Here is a 19,316-nt window from a genome sequence, read left to right on the forward strand (position 1 = left end):
CAAAAAAAAGTGATGAATTTTAAAAACAGGTAATTCTACCTGTTTTTAAGTTGTAGTGGTTTTGCGCTTAAATTTTCCGAGGGTTTAACTGACATTTGAACCATATTAATCAATTTAAAAATTAGACTATTATGGAACAGTACATCGGACAAATAATGATGTTTGGAGGGAATTTTGCACCAAGAGGTTGGGCATTATGTGACGGACAATTATTACCAATTGCAAGTTATACATCATTGTTTTCTATTTTAGGAACAACGTATGGCGGAGACGGAAGAACAACATTTGGGTTGCCAGATTTAAGGGGTAGAGTGCCAATACATGCTGGTAATGGCCCAGGGATTAATCCAGTCACTCGTGGTGAAAAACTTGGAGAGAATAGAGTAACCTTAAATGTTACTCAAATCCCAGCTCATAATCATGCTGGACTTGTTCAAGCAACAAACCCAGTTGGTCGTGGAGAAGGAACTACTGATCCAACAGGAGCTTATCCTGCTGAGGGAGGATCTTATGCAACTGCTAAAAATGTTAAGATGGCAACAGATTCAGTAGAAATAAGTAATACTGGAGGTAATCAATCTCATGATAATATGCAACCTTCTTTAGGAGTATACTATATTATTGCTCTAGAAGGACTTTATCCTCCTAGAAGTTAATCCATTATATTGAAAAGCAGAAGATTCTAGCAAAAGCTTCTGCTTTCTTATTAAAATCTCTTATTATGAAAAAATATTACAATTATTCGCAAAAATTACTATTTAGCATCATGTTTTGGTGTTTATTGCTCTTAACCAGCTTAAATAGTATAGCCCAACCAAATCTAAATTTTACAATTGATACTGCAGTAGATAATGGCAATGTTATTACCGAAACTATAATTGATGAAGGAGACACATATGTACTTACAGTTGCTCATTCTGGTAATGAAGAGTTAGATAATTTGGGAGGTGGTGACCTTGTATTTTTCTTAAGTGCCATTGATCCACTCACTCCTCATGTATTGACTATTACAAAAAATGGTGAACCAACAAGTTTTAAATTAAATAGTATAGATTATGATACTCTTGGAGCAGGTACAATTTCTGTTCGAAACCAGAATGATGAAATTATCTCTGCCCCAACATTATATCCTTTTGGAGCTGGGACATTATTTATATCTAATCCATCAAATGGCTTTGATATTACTGAAATTAAAATCTTTCCAACAGATACTGATGATTTAAATGATTTCGGATTTCACAATATCAATATTGATATACTCGATACCCTAGGTGTTGATGAAAAAGCTTTACTAAATAAGCATGTATCTATATACCCAAACCCCTCTAACGGAAATATTACAATAGAAAACTCAGTAGTTTTATTAGAGCAAATTCTAGTGTCAGATCTTAATGGGCGCAAAATTGTTTCTTATAATCTAAATGGAGTTATAGGAAATTTAGATATGGAAATGTACTCAGTATTAAACTCAGGAATGTATTTGATGACAATCTCAACAGAGAATACTTCAATAACAAAAAAACTAATCATTAATTGAAACTAACTCTAAATCTGTTATAATGAAAAAAAATTACTCTTTATTTAATAAAATGATAATGCGTGTAGTACTATGTTGTTTTTTAATATTAATTAATCTTAATATAACTGCTCAAACATTAAATTTTACTATTGATACGGCTGTTGATAATGGAACAACAATAACCGAAACTATTGTTAGTGGTCCAGATACCTTTGTGCTTACTGTTGATCATTCTGGTAATGAAGAATTAGATAACCTTGGAGGAGGAGATCTTGTGTTCTTTTTAAGTGCAATAGATCCTTTAACTCCACATCGGTTATCAATTACAAAAAATGGTAATCCAGTAGATTTTAATTTGTTAGGAATTGATTATGATGCAATTGAAGCTGGAATAATTTCTATAACTAATCAAGATAGTGATGTGATTTCAAGTCCAACTAATTATGCTTCAGGAGGAGGGGCATTAACAATTACAAATCCCGCTAATGCATTAAGTATTACTCAAATTAATATAATACCTAATGATGATGATGATCTAAATGACTTTGGATTTCATAATATCAATGTTGAAATTGTTGACACCTTGGGACTTGAAGATGACACACTCTTAGACAATAATATCGACATATTTCCAAATCCTTCTGATGGAAAAATTACGATTAAAAATACAGGTTTAGTATTGGATAGAGTTTTTGTTTCAGATTTAAATGGACGAATCATTGTGTCTTATGATTTAGAAGGTATAACCCAAAATAAAACTTTAGACATGCGTAGAGATTTGTCGACAGGAGTTTATTTAGTGACAATCTCTTCGGAAAAAGTATCAATTACTAAAAAGCTTACAATTAAGTAATAACCAACTAAAATAAAATAAAAAGCAACCACGTTTTTTGGTTGCTTTTTTATGTTTAAATTTTTATCTGTCGATCAATTTGTTGATTTAATGAGATAAAAGTCTCTGTTCTTGAAACGCCTGTAATAGACTGAATATCTCTATTGAGAACATGCATAAGATGCTCGTTGTCTTTGCATAATATTTTAATAAAAATACTCCAGTTTCCTGTGGTGTAATGGCATTCTAAAACTTCAGGTATTTTTTGTAGTTGCTTCACAGCTTCAGGGTTGCTAATAGCTTTGTCTAAATATATTCCTATAAAAGCCATTGTGGTATATCCTAAAACTTTCGGATTAATTACAAATTTAGATCCAGATATTAACCCAGATTTTTCTAATTTCCGAAGGCGTTGATGTATTGCAGCACCAGAAATACCAACCAATCGAGCGATTTCCAAAATAGGAGTTCTAGCATCAGCCATTAAAGCACGCAGTATCTTTTTATCAATACCATCTATTTGTATGTTTTGATTAACTATTTTCATGATGTGTTTAATGTATGCTTTCCATTTTTTTGATAAATTAAAATTAATTATTCAATGGATTATAACCTAAATAGGGTACTTCTTTTTCTGTAAATTGAATTCCAAAACTTTCTAATTCTTCCAAAATGGGTTCATATACTTCTTTTGTAATTGGAATTTGAACTCCTGGTTTAGTGATTTTTTCGTTAAGAATAGCTAAGGTGGCAATCGCTACTGGTAGCCCTACAGTTTTTGCCATAGCCGTATAGGTTTGATCCTCTCCAATAGTAACCATAGTAGAATCAATTTGGTAGCGCTCTCCATTTAGCTCATATCCAAATTTATGATACATTACTATCATATCTTTATCGTCAGCTTTTAGCGTCCAACTATCCATTAATATTTTTTGAAGTATTTGAGCTGGTGTAGCTTTTTTAAGCTCTACCATTTTTGTTTTACTGAAAATGTCTAGCTCTTCTAATTTATCCCAAACTATATCGTCTTGATCAATTTTTAAGGCATGTCTTAATTTTAATTCCACAGAATCAGTATGACTGTAAGGCAAAAATGCATTTACAAAATCACGATAACTCATATTTTCACTATCATCTATGATGTAGCTATCGTCTGTCATTCCAAGAATAACAAAAATATTCCATGCGCGACTGAAGCCAACTCGCCTCATAGTACCGCGATATAAGGTTTCAATAGCGTCTAATCCATAAACTGATTGATATTTTAATGAATCTCGATTAGCATAGGCTTCAAAACGACCAAAACCTTCAATTTCTAAAAATTCAGTTCGTCTAAATAATCGATTATAAGGAATGTACTTGTACGAGCCTTCTTGTAAAAACTTTGCCGCACTTCCTTGTCCAGCAACAACAACATTTCTTGGATTCCAAGTAAACTTATAATTCCATAAATTATTATCGCTTTCAGGTGCAACAAGTCCGCCAGTAAAAGATTCAAATAAAACCATTTGTCCACCTTTCTCTCTAATAGTATCTATAACTTTAATGGCACTCATGTGGTCTATACCTGGATCAACACCAATTTCGTTCATAAATACCAGCCCTTTTTCTGTCACTGCTTTATTCAGTTTTTGCATCTCTTCACTTACATAAGATGCAGTTACCATATTTTTGCCAAACGTGATACAATCTTTAGCAACTTCTATGTGGTATCTTGCTGGAAGCATAGAGACAACTATGTCTGCATTTTCTATAGCCTCTTGTCGAGATGATTTATCAAAGACGTCTAAAGTAATAGCATTTGCATTTTCATGATTGCCAATTAATGCCTTAGCATTTTGAATATTAATATCTCCAACAATAATGTGGAGCTCTTCTTCTTTAGATTTATCAAGTAAATATTTTATAAGGTAGGACGTAGATTTTCCTGAACCAATAACTAAAATCTTTCGCATAATGGGTTGAGTTGAGTAATTTTGTAATGACGAATTTACTAAATAGAAAGGGTTATAAAAACCAAAATTCAATTTATATATGAACAAAAAAATTCTTATCGTTGCATGTGTTTTAGGGGCTATCGCAATCGTTCTTGGTGCTTTTGGTGCTCACGGACTTAAGTCCTTAATTTCGAGCGAATCTCAAAACACATTTGAAACAGGTGTACGCTATCAAATGTATCATGCTTTATTTCTTTTATTCTTAGGAAATGTTTCAATACTTAGTGAGAATGTAAAACGTATCATTCTATATGTAGTTATATTAGGTGTATTGTGCTTTTCAGGATCTATTTATGGATTAGCAACAAATGAGCTTACTAACTTTGATTTTAGGACCATTGGCTTTGTCACTCCAATAGGCGGATTACTACTAATTATAGCATGGTTAGTTTTGTTAATAAACTTTTTAAAAACGAAGGGTGATAATTCATAATTTATTACGCTACATTAAAATAATGTTTAATTTTGCACTTTAAACAACATAAACAAATTATGGTAAACCATACAGATGTTACGAAAACGATTTCGTTAGATGCCTATGGTATCAAAAATGCTCAAGTAAGATACCAGCTATCTGCTGATGAACTTCATAAGCTTACAATTTCAAAAAACCAAGGAGAAGAAGCCTCTTCAGGTGCTTTAGCTGTAAGAACAGGAGAGTTCACTGGGCGTTCACCTCAAGACAGATTTATTGTTAAAGATGATATAACAAAAGATCGTGTTTGGTGGGGTGATATCAATATTCCTTTCGAGTCTGAAAAGTTTCAAAAGTTATATGATAAAGTCACAGATTATTTATCAAATAAAGAGGTCTTTGTAAGAGATAGTTATGCTTGTGCAGATGATGATTATAGATTGAATATTCGAGTGATTAATGAATATCCTTGGAGCAATATGTTTGCGTATAACATGTTTTTGCGCCCTACTGAAGACGAACTCAAAGATTTTACTCCTGAGTGGACAGTCATAAATGCGCCAGGATTTATGGCAGATGCAGAAATTGACGGAACAAGACAGCATAATTTTGCGATTCTAGATTTTACACGTAAAATTGCTTTAATTGGTGGAACAGGATACACTGGAGAAATTAAAAAAGGAATTTTCTCTGCACTAAACTTTATTCTTCCTGTATTTAAAAACACATTACCAATGCACTGTAGTGCCAATGTTGGGAAAGATGGTGACACTGCTATCTTTTTTGGGCTTTCTGGAACAGGTAAAACAACATTGTCTACAGATGCTGAGCGTAGTTTGATTGGTGATGACGAACATGGTTGGACCAATGAGAATACAGTTTTTAATTTTGAAGGTGGTTGTTATGCTAAGGTGATTAATTTATCAAGAGCACAAGAACCAGAAATTTATGATGCCATTAAAAAAGGAGCTATTCTAGAAAATGTAATTATGGATAATCAAGGCGTTGTTGATTTTGAAAATACTTCAATAACTCAGAATACACGAGTAAGTTATCCAATACATCATATTGAGAATATTAGAGTCCCTTCTGCAGGTAAAAACCCAAAGAATATATTTTTCTTAACAGCAGATGCTTTTGGTGTTTTGCCTCCAATTTCAAAATTAACACCAAGCCAAGCAGCATATCACTTTATTTCTGGGTATACTGCTAAAGTTGCTGGTACAGAGGCAGGTGTAGTTGAGCCAGTACCAAGTTTTTCTGCTTGTTTTGGAGCTCCTTTTATGCCTTTACATCCAACAAAATATGCTGAAATGTTAAGCCAGAAAATGCAAGATGCAGGTGTGAATGTTTGGTTAGTGAATACTGGATGGACTGGTGGGCCTTATGGCGTTGGAACACGTATGAAACTGAAATATACTCGCGCTATGATTAATGCAGTATTGAATGGTGATCTTGGATTATATAATTATGACGATTATCATATTCATTCTGTTTTTGGAGTAGCACAACCAAGAAGTTGTCCTGGTGTGCCAAAAGAAGTATTGAGTCCAAGAACAACATGGAATGATGACGAAGCTTACTATAAAACAGCATTTAAATTATCTAATGCTTTTAGAGAGAACTTTAAAAAGTTTGAAGAGAATGCAAGTGAGGAAATCCGAAGAGGAGGTCCGCAGCGTTATGCCTTTTAGGTAACACATAAATTAAAACAAAAAAAAGCGTCCTAATTTTATAGGACGCTTTTTTTTGTTTTAGAGGTTTTAAAAACCTTATTTTCCTTTATTGACTTGATCAATATATTTATCTAATGCCATTGTCATAGATGGTGTCTCAGGAGTTGGAGCAGCAATATCAACTCTTAATCCACGAGATTCAACAGCTTTAATTGTGGTATTTCCAAATACCGCAATGCGTGTATTGTTTTGTTTAAATTCTGGAAAATTATGAAATAAGGATTCAATCCCAGAAGGGCTGAAGAATACCAAAATATCATAATACACATTAGCCAAATCAGATAAGTCACTTATCACAGTTCTGTAAAAAACAGACTCTTTCCACTGTACCCCTAAATTGTTTAATATTTCAGGAACCTCAGGTTTTAATTTATCAGTAGTTGGTAATAAAAATGACTCTTCTTTATACTTTTTTATTAAAGGAGATAAGTCAGCAAATGTACGTTTACCAACATAAATTTTACGTTTTCTGTACACTACATACTTTTGAAGATAGTAAGCCACAGCTTCAGACTGACAAAAATATTTCATCGTATCTGGAACTTTAAAGCGCATTTCATCTGCTACTCTAAAAAAGTGATCCACAGAATTTCTGCTGGTTAATATAATAGCAGTATAGTTAGACAAGTCTACTTTTTGTTGTCTAATGTCCTTGGCTTCTACACCTTCAACGTGAATAAATGGTCTGAAATCAATTTTTACTTTTTGCTTCTCTTGAAGATCAAAGTAGGGAGAGTTTTCTATTTTAGGCTCTGGTTGAGATACTAAAATGGTCTTCACTTTCGTCATATTCCTTAAAGTGTTTTTAAGCGTTGAAATCTTTAATTAACTTATATAAAATTAGATAGGGCCCAATTTCAAGTGCGCAAAGATACAAAATAAAATAGAATATGTTATTTAAAAGTAATTTTTGATGATTCTTAAATGAAGTGATAAATCCAATAAGGTTTATTAAAACAATAAGCCCAAAAACTGTATATATGACAGGTTTTGAGGGGTTTAAAGCGTAGATTATGATGCAGTTAATAGGGAATAATACAAAACCAGTGTAGTTTTTAAATGTTGTTTTCTGAAATAGATAAGAATCTACAAGTTCATCGATGTCAAACACACTAGCAATTAATCGCTCTAAAAGGACTTTAATTAAAAACAATACACCTATACCAAAGAGTAATTTAAAAAACTGATTGAGATCAAATTCAGCAGGATTTACAAGCGTCGAATAACTTATAAATGCAAAAATTGAAATAGAGATGATACCATTACAATAGAGTAAGGCATCAAAGCCATCTATAAATTTTTGATCTCTAGCATAAATCTTAAGATATTTTGAATTTCCAATTACAGCTAAAAAGTCTTTAAATCTATGTGTAAATATGTATTTGGTCAGCGTAATACAAACCAAACCCAGTAAGAGAAATATGGTAAACCAATCATTTGAAATTACGTCTCTAAGCATACTACAAAACTATGAAGAATATTTGATGAAATAGTTATCTTCTATATCTAACTACAAGACATTCTTAATAGATTAACATTGTTTATGATTTTAGGCTACAATTTAAATGATAAAACACTTACTTTTGTTGATAACTAAGAAAAAAACTAACAATTAAACGATATGCGAGACGCTATTGTCATCATACCTACGTATAATGAAATAGAAAATATTGAAGCTATTATTAAAGCTGTTTTTAATCAGGATAAAGACTTTGATATTTTAGTGGTAGATGATAGCTCTCCGGACGGTACAGGTGAGCAGGTAAAAACGCTTCAAAATGAGTTTCCAGATCAGTTGCATCTAATTACTAGGGCAAATAAAACCGGTTTAGGAACAGCATATATTGAAGGTTTTAAATGGTGTTTGCAAAAGCATTATGATTTTATTTTTGAAATGGATGCCGATTTTTCGCATAACCCAAATGATCTCATATTTCTTTATAACGCTTGTCTAGAGGGAGGTGCCGATATGTCAATTGGATCTCGATATGTAGATGGCGTTAATGTAGTTAATTGGCCAATGAGTCGAGTGCTGTTGTCTTATGGAGCTTCAAAATATGTTAGGTTAATTACGCGAATGAAGATTTGTGACACTACAGCAGGTTTCGTTTGTTATAAAAGACATGTGTTAGAACGTATTGATTTGAATAATATTAAATTTGTAGGATATGCATTTCAAATTGAAATGAAGTTTAAAGCCTATCTCAAAAAATTTAAAATTGTTGAAATTCCGGTAATTTTTACTGATAGAACAAAAGGAAAATCTAAAATGAGTGGAAGTATTATTTCTGAAGCCATTTTTGGGGTAATACATATGAAATTAAAAAGCTTATTAAGTAAATAAAATGCAAAACAAAACCATACTTATCAAGAATGCTAGGATTGTAAATGAAGGTAAAGTTACTGAAGGTGATATACGCATTGAAGATGATATTATTAAAGAGGTGTCATCGTCTATAAGTGTTAAATCGGCAGATGTTACTGTAATTGATGCTGAAGGTAATTATGTGTTTCCAGGATGTATTGATGATCAAGTACATTTTAGAGAACCAGGCTTAACTCACAAAGCGAATATAGAGACTGAATCTAGAGCAGCAATTGCTGGTGGGATTACGTCTTTTATTGAAATGCCTAATACTAATCCGCAAACAACGACTGTAGAGAAGTTAGAAGAGAAGTTTGATATTGCCTCAAAAACAGCGTATGCTAATTATTCGTTTATGTTTGGTGGTACTAACGATAACTTAGATGAAATTTTAAAAGTCAATCCTAAAACAGTTGCTGGTCTGAAATTATTTTTAGGTTCTTCTACTGGAAATATGTTGGTTGATAATCCAAAAGTACTGGAAAAAATATTTAGTAGTACAGATATGGTCATTTCTGTACATTGTGAAGATGAAGCCACAATTAGAAAGAATTTACAAGACCATATAGATGAATTTGGAGACGATATTCCTATTGAAAAACATCCAATAATTAGAAGTGAAGATGCATGTTACATATCATCTTCCAAGGCTATCGAACTTGCAAAAAAAACAGGTGCACGTTTGCATGTGTTTCATTTGTCAACTGGCAAGGAAACAAAGTTATTTAGCAATAAAATTCCTTTAAAAGACAAAAAAATTACTGCCGAAGTTTGTATTCATCATCTATGGTTTAGTGATGAGGATTATTCAAAAAAAGGGACTCATATCAAATGGAATCCTGCTGTAAAAACAGCTAAAGATAGAGATCTATTATGGAAAGCCTTGTTAGATGATCGTATAGACGTTATTGCAACAGATCATGCACCACATACTTTAGAAGAGAAAAATAGTAGTTATACAAAAGCACCTTCTGGAGGACCTTTGGTACAACATGCTTTGGTTGCAATGATAGAAATGTATCACAAAGACAAAATTTCTCTACCAAAAATTGCTGAGAAAATGGCTCACAATCCAGCAATTTTATTTGATGTTGAAAAAAGAGGGTATATCAAGCCAGGATATTTTGCCGATTTGGTGATTGTGGATATTAATAGTCCTTGGACTGTAAAAAAGGACAATATTTTATATAAATGTGGTTGGTCCCCATTTGAGGGTACCACATTTAAATCTAGAATTACCCATACATTTTTAAATGGTACTTTAGTATATAATAATTTTAAAGTACTAGATGTAAAAGCAGCTAAACGATTAACTTTTAACCGATGAAACGTATTCTAATCTGTGTTTTAGTAGTATTGTGTTTTGGTTGTGATTCTTCAAAGAAACCCAAAAAGCCAGACGATTTGATTCCAAAAGACCAAATGGTTAATATACTCTATGATGTGTTTATATTAAATGCAGCTAAAGGTGCCAATAAAAAGGTTTTAGAAGATAAAGGTATATTTCCGGAAGATTTCATTTTTGAAAAATATAAAATAGATAGCTTACAGTTTGCAAAGAGTAATGAATATTACGGTTTTTTTGTTGAAGACTATGAGTCTATTGTTGATCGAGTAGAAAAGAGAATTGAAAATGACAGAGTCAAATACAAAGCATTAGCAGACCAAGAAGAAAAAGATAAACAAAGAAAACGAGATTCTATTAGAGCATTAAGTGATTCTATAAAAGTCAAGAAAACAAAAAAACTTGATAAGCAAGAAAAGGTAGATTATAAAGACTATCGAGATGTTGATACGTCTTCCAAATAAAATGTAACGACCTGATTTATTGAATCATCAATAGGTTTGAATTCAAAATTTAAATCGCGTTTAAGTTTAGAGTTATCATATAATGCTTTATCGTTAATAGATTTAGCTAATTGTCTAGATAACTTTCTTCGCCTCCTAAAAAATTTATGATTGAGCCAATCTAGTCGCCACACTAATCCTAATAAAAATGAATTAGCTTCTTTATAAGATGGTTTTACACTGAGTGCTTTTGCAACCTTATGTTGAAAGTCCTTAAATGAAATATTTTCAGAAATTACAATATAACGTTCGTTTCGAAATGAGCTATCCATAAGTTGAATCATACTATGAACAACATCCCAAATATCAACATAAGCAGATGACCCTTGAGGATGATATTTTAAGCCTTTGTGGATTTGTCTAAATAAACTTCCACTGCCTCCACCTTTCCAAAACCCTGGTCCTAAAATAATGCCTGGATTAACAATTATAGCATCAACACCTTCTTGTGTACCACGCCAAACCTCAAGTTCGGCACCATATTTTGTTATCGCATAAACGCTATTATCCAGTTCTGAATTCCATTCGGTGTTTTCTGTGATTAATGTATTGGAATTTGGCTCATTGCCAATAGCAGCAATCGAGCTTACATAACAGAGTTTTTTGATATGATTAGAAATACAGAGATTAACAATGTTTGCCGTACCTTTAATATTTGTTTTACGCAGTTCATGATATTTGTCGGGTTCGAAACTAATAAAAGCGGCACAATGGTACACATGAGTTATATCTTTAAAGGCAAGCTCTAAAGCTGGAATGTCATTAATATTTGCTTCAACCCAATCAATTTTATTGAAGAAAGGTTCTATATCATTAGTATAATACCCAAAAACCTTTTTAACAGATTCAAGCTTATGAGTTCTCCTGAAAATGGCTCTAACAGGTATGGAATTGCTCACTAATTTGAACAATAAGTGCGAACCAACTAAACCTGTGCCACCTGTTACGAGTATCATAGTGTAAAATTAGTCTTTTTTCTAATTGTCTTTTGTCTTTTGAGCTATAAATCTATCTTTGCGAAACGATTACTAATTTAAAGGTTATGATAAAGAATTTTGTTGAAGAATTGCAATGGAGAGGTATGGTACATCAAACTATGCCTGGAGCTGAAGAACATTTAATGGAAACCATGCGTTCGGCTTATGTAGGGTTTGATCCAACGGCCGATTCTTTACATATTGGTAATCTTGTACCTATAATGTTATTAGCACACTATCAACGTTGTGGTCATAAACCTTTTGCTTTAGTAGGTGGCGCAACAGGAATGATTGGAGACCCTTCAGGGAAATCTAGTGAGCGAAATTTATTAGATGAAACTACTTTGCGTCATAATCAAGAGGCTATCAAAAAGCAATTAGCTCATTTCTTAGATTTTGAAAGTAATGCACCTAATTCAGCAGTTTTAGTAAATAACTACGATTGGATGAAAGAGTTTTCATTCTTAGAATTTATTAGAGATGTTGGGAAACATATTACGGTAAATTATATGATGGCAAAAGACTCTGTAAAGAATAGAATCTCTTCAGAATCATCAGATGGGATGTCATTTACAGAATTTACATACCAGCTAGTTCAAGGTTATGACTTTTTACATTTATATAAAGCTAATAATTGTAGTATTCAAATGGGAGGTAGTGATCAATGGGGAAATATTACAACTGGAACTGAATTAATTAGACGTATTGCTCAAGGTAAAGGATTCGCCATTACATGTCCTTTAATAACGAAGAGTGATGGTTCTAAATTTGGAAAATCTGAAGGTGGAAACGTATGGCTCGATGCTAATAGAACCTCGCCTTATAAATTCTATCAATACTGGTTGAACTCAAGTGATGAAGATGCCGAAAAGTATATCAAAATCTTTACGTTTTTAACTGAAGATGAGATTAATTCTATTATAAAAACGCATCAAGAGGCACCACATCAACGTGGACTTCAAAAGCGTTTAGCTGAAGAAATTACGACTATGGTACATTCTAAGTCTGAATTTGAAAATGCCGAAAAAGCCTCAAATATTTTATTCAGTAAAACCTTTAAAGCAGATATTAAAACACTAGACGAAAAAACGTTTTTAGATGTGTTTGAAGGTGTGCCACAAGCAGAAATTTCTAAAGCTGAATTATCTGAACTAAATATGATAGGAGCTCTGGCTGCAAAAACTAATTTCTTAGACTCTAATAGTGAAGCACGACGTGCATTGAAAGAAAATGCTGTTTCAGTTAATAAAGAAAAAGTAAAAGAGGATTATCAATTATCTGAGGATGATTTGATTAATGAGAAGTATATTATCCTTAATAAAGGAAAGAAGAATACTTATATCATTAAGGTAGCATAAAGAAAAACGTCCCATCGAGAGATGGGACGCTTAACATTAACCAATCAACTATTATTATTGAAGTAATAGTTTCTTTTTCATAGAATTTTCATTCTAACTTAATTACTTCCCAGTTTTTGTCGGCTTTTTTTTGTAAACCTTTCACATTATTTTTTTTCCAAGTTTTTAAAGTGTTATTGCCCCAAGAATTATAGAACAAATAAAGCTTACCATCTCTTATTTCAAAAGTTTTTGGATTAATATCCACTTTTTTTGAATTCACGGCAATAGCATAAGCACAATAGCCTCCATATTGTGGTATATATTGTTCAGGATTTGATGTAAATGTGTTGAGGTTGCCTTCTGAAACGAACTTAAATACCACTCCATCATAAGTTGTTGAGAATTCTTTGTTACCTTCAATAGCTTGATTATTAAAATAGGCGACAACATCATACCCTTTGGCAACATAGCCTTTTTTGGTGTTATAGTCTATAGATTGTGCAAATGTGTTCAGTATCCCAAAGCACAATAGAACTGTTAAAATTTGTGTTTTCATGACCTTGTAGTCGGTTAAAGTTTACAGACTTTACAAGACCATTAAATTACAACCTCTAATATCACTTGAATCAAACCTACCTATAACCTCAAAACTGTTGTTTGTGTAAACACGACCTAAATCTTGAGTGGCAATAAATGAACAAGAATTAATATTCGCTAAATCTATGATATTAATGCCTCCAGTTTTTTGAGTCTTTTGAAGAGTAAGTGCGTCTTCAGGGTCACGAGTTAAAACACGCATCCAATTGGGACAGTTAAATAGACCATTACCTTTAGAATATGCCTGACTTAATAATTCGGTCATTCCGTATTCACTATGAATGTTTGAGACACCAAAACCTTGTTTAAGAATCGCATGAAGCTCATCTCTCACGAGTTCTTTTCTGCGACCTTTCATGCCGCCAGTTTCCATAATTATAGTGTTTTTTAGGTTGAATTGTGATTGTTCAACTAAATCTAATAACGCAAAAGACACACCAATAAGTAAGACCTTTTGTCCTTCAGAATCTAAAGCTTTGAGTTGTTTTGCAAGTGCATCTAGATTGTTGAGATAAAACCCACTTTCAGGGTGTTTTGATGCTTTAATCATGTCATTCACCATGTAGATGAGTGAAGAGCCTTGACGTTCTAAATAATTAGGTAATAAGGCTAGAACAATATAATCCTTTATATTTCCGTAGAATTGTTCAAAAGCATTACGAAAACTATGTTCGTATATAGAAATATTGGTGACATGGTGCTTACTAGTTATTGCACCTGTTGTTCCACTACTGGAAAATGTTTTTTCAATTGAATTAGTTGAGCTTAAAACTTGATGACTTTTAAAAAATTGTATGGGTAAAAACGGAATCTCTTCAATAGAAAGTACATCACTTGGATTTTTGTATAGTAGATCGCAAAATGAACGATATACAGTATTGTGCTCAAACTGAAATTTAAAAACTTCAAATGCTATTGTATTGAATTCTTCTTCGGAAGAAATAGAAAATATACGCTCTATATCGATCATTAGTACAAAAATAAAAAAAGCGTCTCGATAATAATTATCAAGACGCTTTTAAAGTCGTTAAAAATAACGGTTTATTTAATCACTAATTTTTTAGTAACAGATGCGTTATTTTGAGAAATCTTTAAGATGTAAACTCCAGTATTTAATGAAGCAACATTTAAACGATTGTTTGTTAATGTTTTATTCATCACTTCTTTTCCTAAGATATCATAAACAGCAACAGATGTTTCATCGTTATTTACACTTACGATGTTAACAAATCCTGTTGATGTTGGGTTAGGGTATACAGAAAAAGATAAGCTATCTAAATCATTAGTTGAAAGTGTAGCTCCTTCAACATCACTTACATATCTTGGTAATACTTGATATGTACCATTAAATTCAGCCCCTAAACCAATTACAGATGATGTCATCGTAGGAATATTAGCTCCAACTAAATCCTCATCAGCAAAAGAAACTCTTGCAACAGTTGTATCTGGACCATCAGCGATATCATAATTTGTATTGTTTTCAAATACACCAGTGACACCAAAAGTTACATTAGTAATTCTAATTAATTCACTTTCATAGTTTTCAGCATTAGCTAAAAAGTCAGTAACTGAAACATCTTGAGGAGTAATTGTGTTTCCTGTAGATGATGCAGTAGCAACATTTGCAGAAGGTACAAATTGTAATACTCCAGCAAACGCACTTAGTTGTCCCTGTAAGCCAGTAATACCATCTCCAATATTAAAAGCTGTAGACAAAGTTCCAGCAGTATCATCAATTAAAATTCCGCCAGTAGCATCTTGAATATATTTTTGGTTTCTATTGTTGTCAGTTACTATATATGAAATCACAGCTTCACCAGTAAGCTCATAAAAATCACCTTCAGTACCAGCTCTAAGCGCAGCGATATTAGCAACTTGAGAGATAGTAGATACCGTAAAATTAACAGAAGCTGTAGCTGCTGTAGGTAATGATTGACCACTATTGTCAACTAATTCAAAATCAACAGAATGCGCACCTTCGGCAAGACCTGTTAAATTAAGTGCAGCAGTATCAAATTTATCAGTAAATGAACCACCATCAACAGAGTAGATAATGTAACCATCTCCGGCTCCACCTGCAGCTACACTAAAGTTCTGTACTGAAATTGTAACATCAACATCAGCAGAAGGAACAGTAGAACCGTCTGCAGGAGATGTTACAGCAATACTAGGATCAACAGCAGCAGTAACTTGAAGATTGTCTATATAAAATAAAGACCCATCAACCCAATTTGCTGAAATATCATAAAAACGAATTCCCATATCGAAATCTTCGTCAGCGGCAGGAGTATATTCAAAAGAAATAGTTTGCCATTGGTTCAAAACATCTGGATCAGAGTATTGTGATGGGCTAAAACCAGAACCATTAAAAATACGTGCTCTAGCTTGATTGTTAGTAGCATATACATCTAAGCTCATTGTATATGTTACACCTCCAGTTAAGGCAATAGTTTGTCTTATGTCCGTGTCGCCTTGACTTGTCGTAAGTACATTTACGCTTGCTGAACTTGTACCATCAGAAACAAACGAGGCATTAGTGTTTTCAGTAAGATCTGTGTCACTAAAGTCGATAGTTGTATAGCCATCTGGAACTCCAGCAGTCCAGTTTTCAAAACTACCATTTACAGCTAAATTTTGTGCATAGCTTGTAAGTGCAAATAGAGTAAATAGTAAAAAGTAAAGTTTTTTCATAATTATCTTGTTTAAGAGAGTTTAAAAAATTAACGTACAAATATACTGAGTTTTTGTAGTTTTCAAGAATAATTTAACCAATAAATAAGGATTTTACATTATTATAACATTGATGGAGAATTATGTTTTTATGTTTGATAATTACTTGCCAAGGTTAACTTAATGTTATTAATCAATTTGTCAGTATAAATTTTTGTTATTAATCCTATCTTTACAATCGAAAGTGTTTCCATTTAAAAAATGAAAAAAAGAGATATTAAAATTCTTTTGGTTGATGATGAGCCTGATATCTTAGAAATTGTGGGTTATAACTTATCAACTCAAGGCTATCAAATTATTACTGCCGAAAATGGAGTTGAAGCAGTGAAAAAAGCAAAGAAAGAAAAGCCTCAACTTGTAATCTTAGATGTAATGATGCCAGAAATGGATGGAATAGAGGCTTGTGAACAAATTAGAAAATTCCCAGATTTAAGCGAAACTATCATTACGTTTCTTACAGCGAGAGGAGAAGATTATTCTCAAATGGCCGGCTTTGATGCAGGAGCCGATGACTATATCACAAAGCCAATAAAACCAAAAGTTTTAGTAAGTAAAGTAAAGGCGTTACTTAGACGACTTAAAGATGTAGAGAAAGTAGATGAGGTTATAAAAATTGGAAATCTTACCATTAATAGAGAAGAATACAAAATTACGATTAAAGGGCAAGAACTAGTATTGCCTAGAAAAGAGTTTGAATTATTATCTTTGTTAGCAACAAAACCTAACAAAGTTTTTAAACGCGAAGAAATTCTGGATAAGGTCTGGGGAAATGAAGTTGTTGTTGGAGGTCGTACAATTGATGTGCATATTAGAAAACTTCGTGAGAAAATTGGAGATGATAAATTTAAAACTATTAAAGGAGTTGGGTACAAGTTTGTAGATTGATGCAAAATAAATTAAAAAAAACATACAAGTTCGCCTTTAAAACGTCTTTGTATATCACCATTTTTTTAACGCTCTTATCGAGTGTTTTTTTATATGTATTACATTCTGTTGATGTTATTTATCTTATAACTTTTGCTGTATTTACGTATGTCTTATCTTTTGTAGTTATTCAGTATAGAGTTGAACGTTTTATTTATCGTAGAGTGAAAAAAATATACGATGATTTAACCTTGTTAGAATCTTCAACATTGCGCAATCAGCCTATTACTACAGATATGGCAACATTAACAGAAGAGATTGATAAATATGCCAAAGACAAGAAATTTGAGATTGAAACACTTAAAGTAAGAGAAGAATATCGTAAAGAATTTCTTGGAAATGTGTCTCATGAACTTAAAACGCCACTATTTACTGTTCAAGGATATCTTTTAACCTTACTTGATGGCGCAATTGATGACAGAAATGTAAGTGAAAAGTACCTTAATAGAGCCAATAAAGGGCTAGAACGTCTTATTTATATCGTAAAAGATTTAGATATGATTACCAAATTGGAAGTTGGGGATCTGAGACTAAACATCGATACTTTTGATATCGTTGAATTGGTTCAAAATGTATTTGATTTATTAGAGATGAAAGCTGCTAAGAAAAAGATTACTCTAATGTTTGATATGGATTATACAACACCTATATATGTTTCTGCAGATCGTGAACGTATTCAACAGGTGTTAACAAACCTCATTGTAAATTCTATAAAATACGGAGAAGAAAAAGGAACTACTGAGGTTAGTATAGAAAATCTTATAAAAAATAAGGTTATTGTCAGAGTAACCGATAATGGTGAAGGCATTTCAGATGCTAATATACCGCGTTTATTTGAACGTTTTTTTAGAGTAGATAAAAGTGGGTCTCGTAAAGTAGGAGGCTCTGGTTTAGGCTTATCTATAGTTAAGCATATTATAGAAGCACATGACGAAAAAATATATGTGGAAAGTGAAATTAATGTTGGTAGCGAATTCTCATTTACCCTTGAAAAGGCGAAATAACTTTTTATAATTCACTTCATATTCTATAGAGCCTAACCCTTTATAATTGGATGTGTTTTCAAGCATTTTGATGTTAAAATCTTCTTGCTTACAACTTTGAGCATATTTAAGTTTTGTTAAGCGTTCTGCCAGATATTCTTGTTCAAATTGACCAGGTGTAGGTATAAAAAATACGTTTTTACTCAATTTTGTTAAATCTAATAGCGTCGTGAATCCTGATCTTGATACTATCAAATTACTTTCATTTATAGTCCGTTCTAATTGTGAACTAGTCATATAATTGTAAATGAGCATACCATGTTCTTCTGAAATATGCTGCTCCTGCTCAATAACACCTCTAATAAATACAACTTTACCATCATAATTTTTAAACTCGTTTAGGAGTAGATGTTCTATTAAAGTTCGCTGTGGCTCAGGACCAGATAAAAGCACCATAACATCATACTTAATAGGTAATTCACTTTTTGTAAACCGACTTAACGGACCAATATATTTAATAAGAACACCTTGAATTGGTATATGGCTTAATTTTCCACTTAAATTATAATCTCCAAAATTATCGGGCACCCAACATTCATCAAAGCGTTTAATAATTCTTTGATGTAACCTTGTGCTTAACCAAGTTGTAATCCCACTTAATACTTGAAGTTGATGCGTTATAAATACACAAGGCAGATTTTTATTTCGAACTCCAAAACGATTGTCAGAGATAATGCCATCAATTTTATAGTTTTTAATTATAGCAGTTGTAGCTTTTTTTTCTGATTGTATTGCTCTCAACATTTTTGGCAAATGTTTTAGCATCTTTAGTTTAAAATATTGACCCTTTTTTGGATAGGTGATGTTATATGATGGCAGCTCGATAGATTCAAGGTTAGGAAATTCTTTTTGTAAAAGGGTTAAAGCATTACCATCACTCGCAATTATAGGCTCAAATTGATGTTGTATCAAATTATTGATGATTGGGATGCATCGAGTTGCATGACCTAATCCCCAATTTAAAGGCGCTATAAGTATTCGTTTTTTCAATTT

At 32.4% G+C, this 19,316-nt stretch carries 20 protein-coding genes; 11 read left to right on the forward strand and 9 right to left on the reverse strand.

Going from position 1 to position 19,316, the window contains the following annotated elements; genetic code table 11:
- Positions 1-131 precede the first annotated feature (131 nt).
- The 3 genes from ACTU6T_RS07875 (at position 132) to ACTU6T_RS07885 (ending at position 2,372) form a co-directional block, all read left to right on the forward strand.
- A complete protein-coding gene (locus ACTU6T_RS07875; protein WP_460220694.1) occupies positions 132-656 on the forward strand; it encodes a phage tail protein in 525 nt (174 codons plus the stop codon).
- A gap of 65 nt (positions 657-721) precedes the next feature.
- Entirely contained in the window at positions 722-1,537 is an 816-nt protein-coding gene (locus tag ACTU6T_RS07880) for a T9SS type A sorting domain-containing protein (protein ID WP_460220695.1), read from the forward strand.
- 22 nt (positions 1,538-1,559) lie between these two features.
- The gene (locus tag ACTU6T_RS07885; protein ID WP_460220696.1) at positions 1,560-2,372 is read left to right on the forward strand and encodes a T9SS type A sorting domain-containing protein; all 813 of its coding nucleotides are present in this window, start codon (positions 1,560-1,562) and stop codon (positions 2,370-2,372) included.
- Between the two features lie 55 nt (positions 2,373-2,427).
- On the opposite strand, the gene ACTU6T_RS07890 is transcribed toward ACTU6T_RS07885, so the two are convergent.
- Positions 2,428-2,898, reverse strand: coding sequence for an Lrp/AsnC ligand binding domain-containing protein (locus ACTU6T_RS07890; RefSeq protein WP_460220697.1), 471 nt, complete (start codon positions 2,896-2,898; stop codon positions 2,428-2,430).
- Positions 2,899-2,941: 43 nt separating this feature from the next.
- Positions 2,942-4,306, reverse strand: coding sequence for a saccharopine dehydrogenase family protein (locus ACTU6T_RS07895; protein ID WP_460220698.1), 1,365 nt, complete (start codon positions 4,304-4,306; stop codon positions 2,942-2,944).
- A 79-nt stretch (positions 4,307-4,385) separates the two neighbouring features.
- Here ACTU6T_RS07895 and ACTU6T_RS07900 point away from each other — a divergent pair, with 79 nt between their 5' ends.
- On the forward strand, positions 4,386-4,781 hold the full coding sequence (locus tag ACTU6T_RS07900) for a DUF423 domain-containing protein (RefSeq protein ID WP_460220699.1): 396 nt from the start codon (positions 4,386-4,388) through the stop codon (positions 4,779-4,781).
- A gap of 59 nt (positions 4,782-4,840) precedes the next feature.
- Complete coding sequence (pckA, locus tag ACTU6T_RS07905; protein WP_460220700.1) at positions 4,841-6,457, forward strand: phosphoenolpyruvate carboxykinase (ATP); 1,617 nt, start codon at positions 4,841-4,843, stop codon at positions 6,455-6,457.
- Positions 6,458-6,535: 78 nt separating this feature from the next.
- Here the strand turns inward: pckA and ACTU6T_RS07910 are convergent, their stop codons facing one another.
- The gene (locus ACTU6T_RS07910) at positions 6,536-7,288 is read right to left on the reverse strand and encodes a uroporphyrinogen-III synthase (RefSeq protein ID WP_460220701.1); all 753 of its coding nucleotides are present in this window, start codon (positions 7,286-7,288) and stop codon (positions 6,536-6,538) included.
- Between the two features lie 16 nt (positions 7,289-7,304).
- Positions 7,305-7,958, reverse strand: coding sequence for a DUF4271 domain-containing protein (locus ACTU6T_RS07915; protein ID WP_460220702.1), 654 nt, complete (start codon positions 7,956-7,958; stop codon positions 7,305-7,307).
- A gap of 162 nt (positions 7,959-8,120) precedes the next feature.
- Between ACTU6T_RS07915 and ACTU6T_RS07920 the strand changes: the two genes are divergently transcribed.
- From ACTU6T_RS07920 to ACTU6T_RS07930, 3 genes are read left to right on the forward strand one after another with little or no spacing between them, the layout of a single operon-like run.
- Positions 8,121-8,843, forward strand: coding sequence for a polyprenol monophosphomannose synthase (locus ACTU6T_RS07920; RefSeq protein WP_460220703.1), 723 nt, complete (start codon positions 8,121-8,123; stop codon positions 8,841-8,843).
- 1 nt (position 8,844) lies between these two features.
- Positions 8,845-10,191 carry a dihydroorotase gene (locus ACTU6T_RS07925; protein ID WP_460220704.1) on the forward strand — a complete coding sequence of 449 codons (1,347 nt, stop codon included), beginning with the start codon at positions 8,845-8,847 and terminating at the stop codon, positions 10,189-10,191.
- Positions 10,188-10,673, forward strand: a complete 486-nt coding sequence (locus ACTU6T_RS07930) for a DUF4296 domain-containing protein (RefSeq protein WP_460220705.1) — start codon at positions 10,188-10,190, stop codon at positions 10,671-10,673. The genes ACTU6T_RS07925 and ACTU6T_RS07930 overlap by 4 nt, the downstream gene beginning before the upstream one ends.
- Here the strand turns inward: ACTU6T_RS07930 and ACTU6T_RS07935 are convergent.
- A complete protein-coding gene (locus ACTU6T_RS07935) occupies positions 10,643-11,668 on the reverse strand; it encodes an NAD-dependent epimerase/dehydratase family protein (RefSeq protein ID WP_460220706.1) in 1,026 nt (341 codons plus the stop codon). The two genes, ACTU6T_RS07930 and ACTU6T_RS07935, sit on opposite strands and share 31 nt — an antisense overlap.
- Before the next feature lie 86 nt (positions 11,669-11,754).
- Here ACTU6T_RS07935 and tyrS point away from each other — a divergent pair, with 86 nt between their 5' ends.
- Positions 11,755-13,047: a tyrosine--tRNA ligase gene (gene tyrS, locus ACTU6T_RS07940; protein WP_460220707.1), complete on the forward strand. Its 1,293-nt coding sequence runs from the start codon at positions 11,755-11,757 to the stop codon at positions 13,045-13,047.
- Positions 13,048-13,135: 88 nt separating this feature from the next.
- On the opposite strand, the gene ACTU6T_RS07945 is transcribed toward tyrS, so the two are convergent.
- The 3 genes from ACTU6T_RS07945 to ACTU6T_RS07955 all read right to left on the reverse strand — a co-directional run bounded on the left by ACTU6T_RS07945 (position 13,136) and on the right by ACTU6T_RS07955 (position 16,317).
- Positions 13,136-13,585: a YHS domain-containing (seleno)protein gene (locus ACTU6T_RS07945; RefSeq protein ID WP_460220708.1), complete on the reverse strand. Its 450-nt coding sequence runs from the start codon at positions 13,583-13,585 to the stop codon at positions 13,136-13,138.
- A 30-nt stretch (positions 13,586-13,615) separates the two neighbouring features.
- The gene (locus ACTU6T_RS07950) at positions 13,616-14,596 is read right to left on the reverse strand and encodes a LuxE/PaaK family acyltransferase (protein WP_460220709.1); all 981 of its coding nucleotides are present in this window, start codon (positions 14,594-14,596) and stop codon (positions 13,616-13,618) included.
- A 71-nt stretch (positions 14,597-14,667) separates the two neighbouring features.
- Positions 14,668-16,317: a T9SS type A sorting domain-containing protein gene (locus tag ACTU6T_RS07955; RefSeq protein ID WP_460220710.1), complete on the reverse strand. Its 1,650-nt coding sequence runs from the start codon at positions 16,315-16,317 to the stop codon at positions 14,668-14,670.
- A gap of 240 nt (positions 16,318-16,557) precedes the next feature.
- Between ACTU6T_RS07955 and ACTU6T_RS07960 the strand changes: the two genes are divergently transcribed.
- Both ACTU6T_RS07960 and ACTU6T_RS07965 read left to right on the forward strand, forming a co-directional pair.
- Positions 16,558-17,241 carry a response regulator gene (locus tag ACTU6T_RS07960; RefSeq protein WP_460220711.1) on the forward strand — a complete coding sequence of 228 codons (684 nt, stop codon included), beginning with the start codon at positions 16,558-16,560 and terminating at the stop codon, positions 17,239-17,241.
- The gene (locus ACTU6T_RS07965) at positions 17,241-18,284 is read left to right on the forward strand and encodes a sensor histidine kinase (protein WP_460220712.1); all 1,044 of its coding nucleotides are present in this window, start codon (positions 17,241-17,243) and stop codon (positions 18,282-18,284) included. Before ACTU6T_RS07960 ends, ACTU6T_RS07965 begins: the two co-directional genes overlap by 1 nt.
- Here ACTU6T_RS07965 and ACTU6T_RS07970 read toward each other — a convergent pair.
- Positions 18,258-19,313 carry a glycosyltransferase gene (locus tag ACTU6T_RS07970; protein WP_460220713.1) on the reverse strand — a complete coding sequence of 352 codons (1,056 nt, stop codon included), beginning with the start codon at positions 19,311-19,313 and terminating at the stop codon, positions 18,258-18,260. The genes ACTU6T_RS07965 and ACTU6T_RS07970 overlap by 27 nt on opposite strands.
- Positions 19,314-19,316 lie beyond the last annotated feature (3 nt).

It is taken from the genome of Psychroserpens citreus (assembly GCF_055686305.1).

Excerpts from the sequence above, each read along its gene's own strand:
- ACTU6T_RS07925 (WP_460220704.1), top strand. The coding sequence starts at position 8,845 with ATGCAAAACAAAACCATACTTATCAAGAATGCTAGGATTGTAAATGAA.
- ACTU6T_RS07930 (WP_460220705.1), top strand. The coding sequence starts at position 10,188 with ATGAAACGTATTCTAATCTGTGTTTTAGTAGTATTGTGTTTTGGTTGT.
- ACTU6T_RS07920 (WP_460220703.1), top strand. The coding sequence starts at position 8,121 with ATGCGAGACGCTATTGTCATCATACCTACGTATAATGAAATAGAAAAT.
- ACTU6T_RS07935 (WP_460220706.1), bottom strand. The coding sequence starts at position 11,668 with ATGATACTCGTAACAGGTGGCACAGGTTTAGTTGGTTCGCACTTATTG.
- ACTU6T_RS07890 (WP_460220697.1), bottom strand. The coding sequence starts at position 2,898 with ATGAAAATAGTTAATCAAAACATACAAATAGATGGTATTGATAAAAAG.
- pckA (WP_460220700.1), top strand. The coding sequence starts at position 4,841 with ATGGTAAACCATACAGATGTTACGAAAACGATTTCGTTAGATGCCTAT.
- ACTU6T_RS07960 (WP_460220711.1), top strand. The coding sequence starts at position 16,558 with ATGAAAAAAAGAGATATTAAAATTCTTTTGGTTGATGATGAGCCTGAT.
- ACTU6T_RS07885 (WP_460220696.1), top strand. The coding sequence starts at position 1,560 with ATGAAAAAAAATTACTCTTTATTTAATAAAATGATAATGCGTGTAGTA.
- ACTU6T_RS07880 (WP_460220695.1), top strand. The coding sequence starts at position 722 with ATGAAAAAATATTACAATTATTCGCAAAAATTACTATTTAGCATCATG.
- tyrS (WP_460220707.1), top strand. The coding sequence starts at position 11,755 with ATGATAAAGAATTTTGTTGAAGAATTGCAATGGAGAGGTATGGTACAT.
- ACTU6T_RS07950 (WP_460220709.1), bottom strand. The coding sequence starts at position 14,596 with ATGATCGATATAGAGCGTATATTTTCTATTTCTTCCGAAGAAGAATTC.
- ACTU6T_RS07955 (WP_460220710.1), bottom strand. The coding sequence starts at position 16,317 with ATGAAAAAACTTTACTTTTTACTATTTACTCTATTTGCACTTACAAGC.
- ACTU6T_RS07895 (WP_460220698.1), bottom strand. The coding sequence starts at position 4,306 with ATGCGAAAGATTTTAGTTATTGGTTCAGGAAAATCTACGTCCTACCTT.
- ACTU6T_RS07915 (WP_460220702.1), bottom strand. The coding sequence starts at position 7,958 with ATGCTTAGAGACGTAATTTCAAATGATTGGTTTACCATATTTCTCTTA.
- ACTU6T_RS07965 (WP_460220712.1), top strand. The coding sequence starts at position 17,241 with ATGCAAAATAAATTAAAAAAAACATACAAGTTCGCCTTTAAAACGTCT.
- ACTU6T_RS07945 (WP_460220708.1), bottom strand. The coding sequence starts at position 13,585 with ATGAAAACACAAATTTTAACAGTTCTATTGTGCTTTGGGATACTGAAC.
- ACTU6T_RS07900 (WP_460220699.1), top strand. The coding sequence starts at position 4,386 with ATGAACAAAAAAATTCTTATCGTTGCATGTGTTTTAGGGGCTATCGCA.
- ACTU6T_RS07910 (WP_460220701.1), bottom strand. The coding sequence starts at position 7,288 with ATGACGAAAGTGAAGACCATTTTAGTATCTCAACCAGAGCCTAAAATA.
- ACTU6T_RS07875 (WP_460220694.1), top strand. The coding sequence starts at position 132 with ATGGAACAGTACATCGGACAAATAATGATGTTTGGAGGGAATTTTGCA.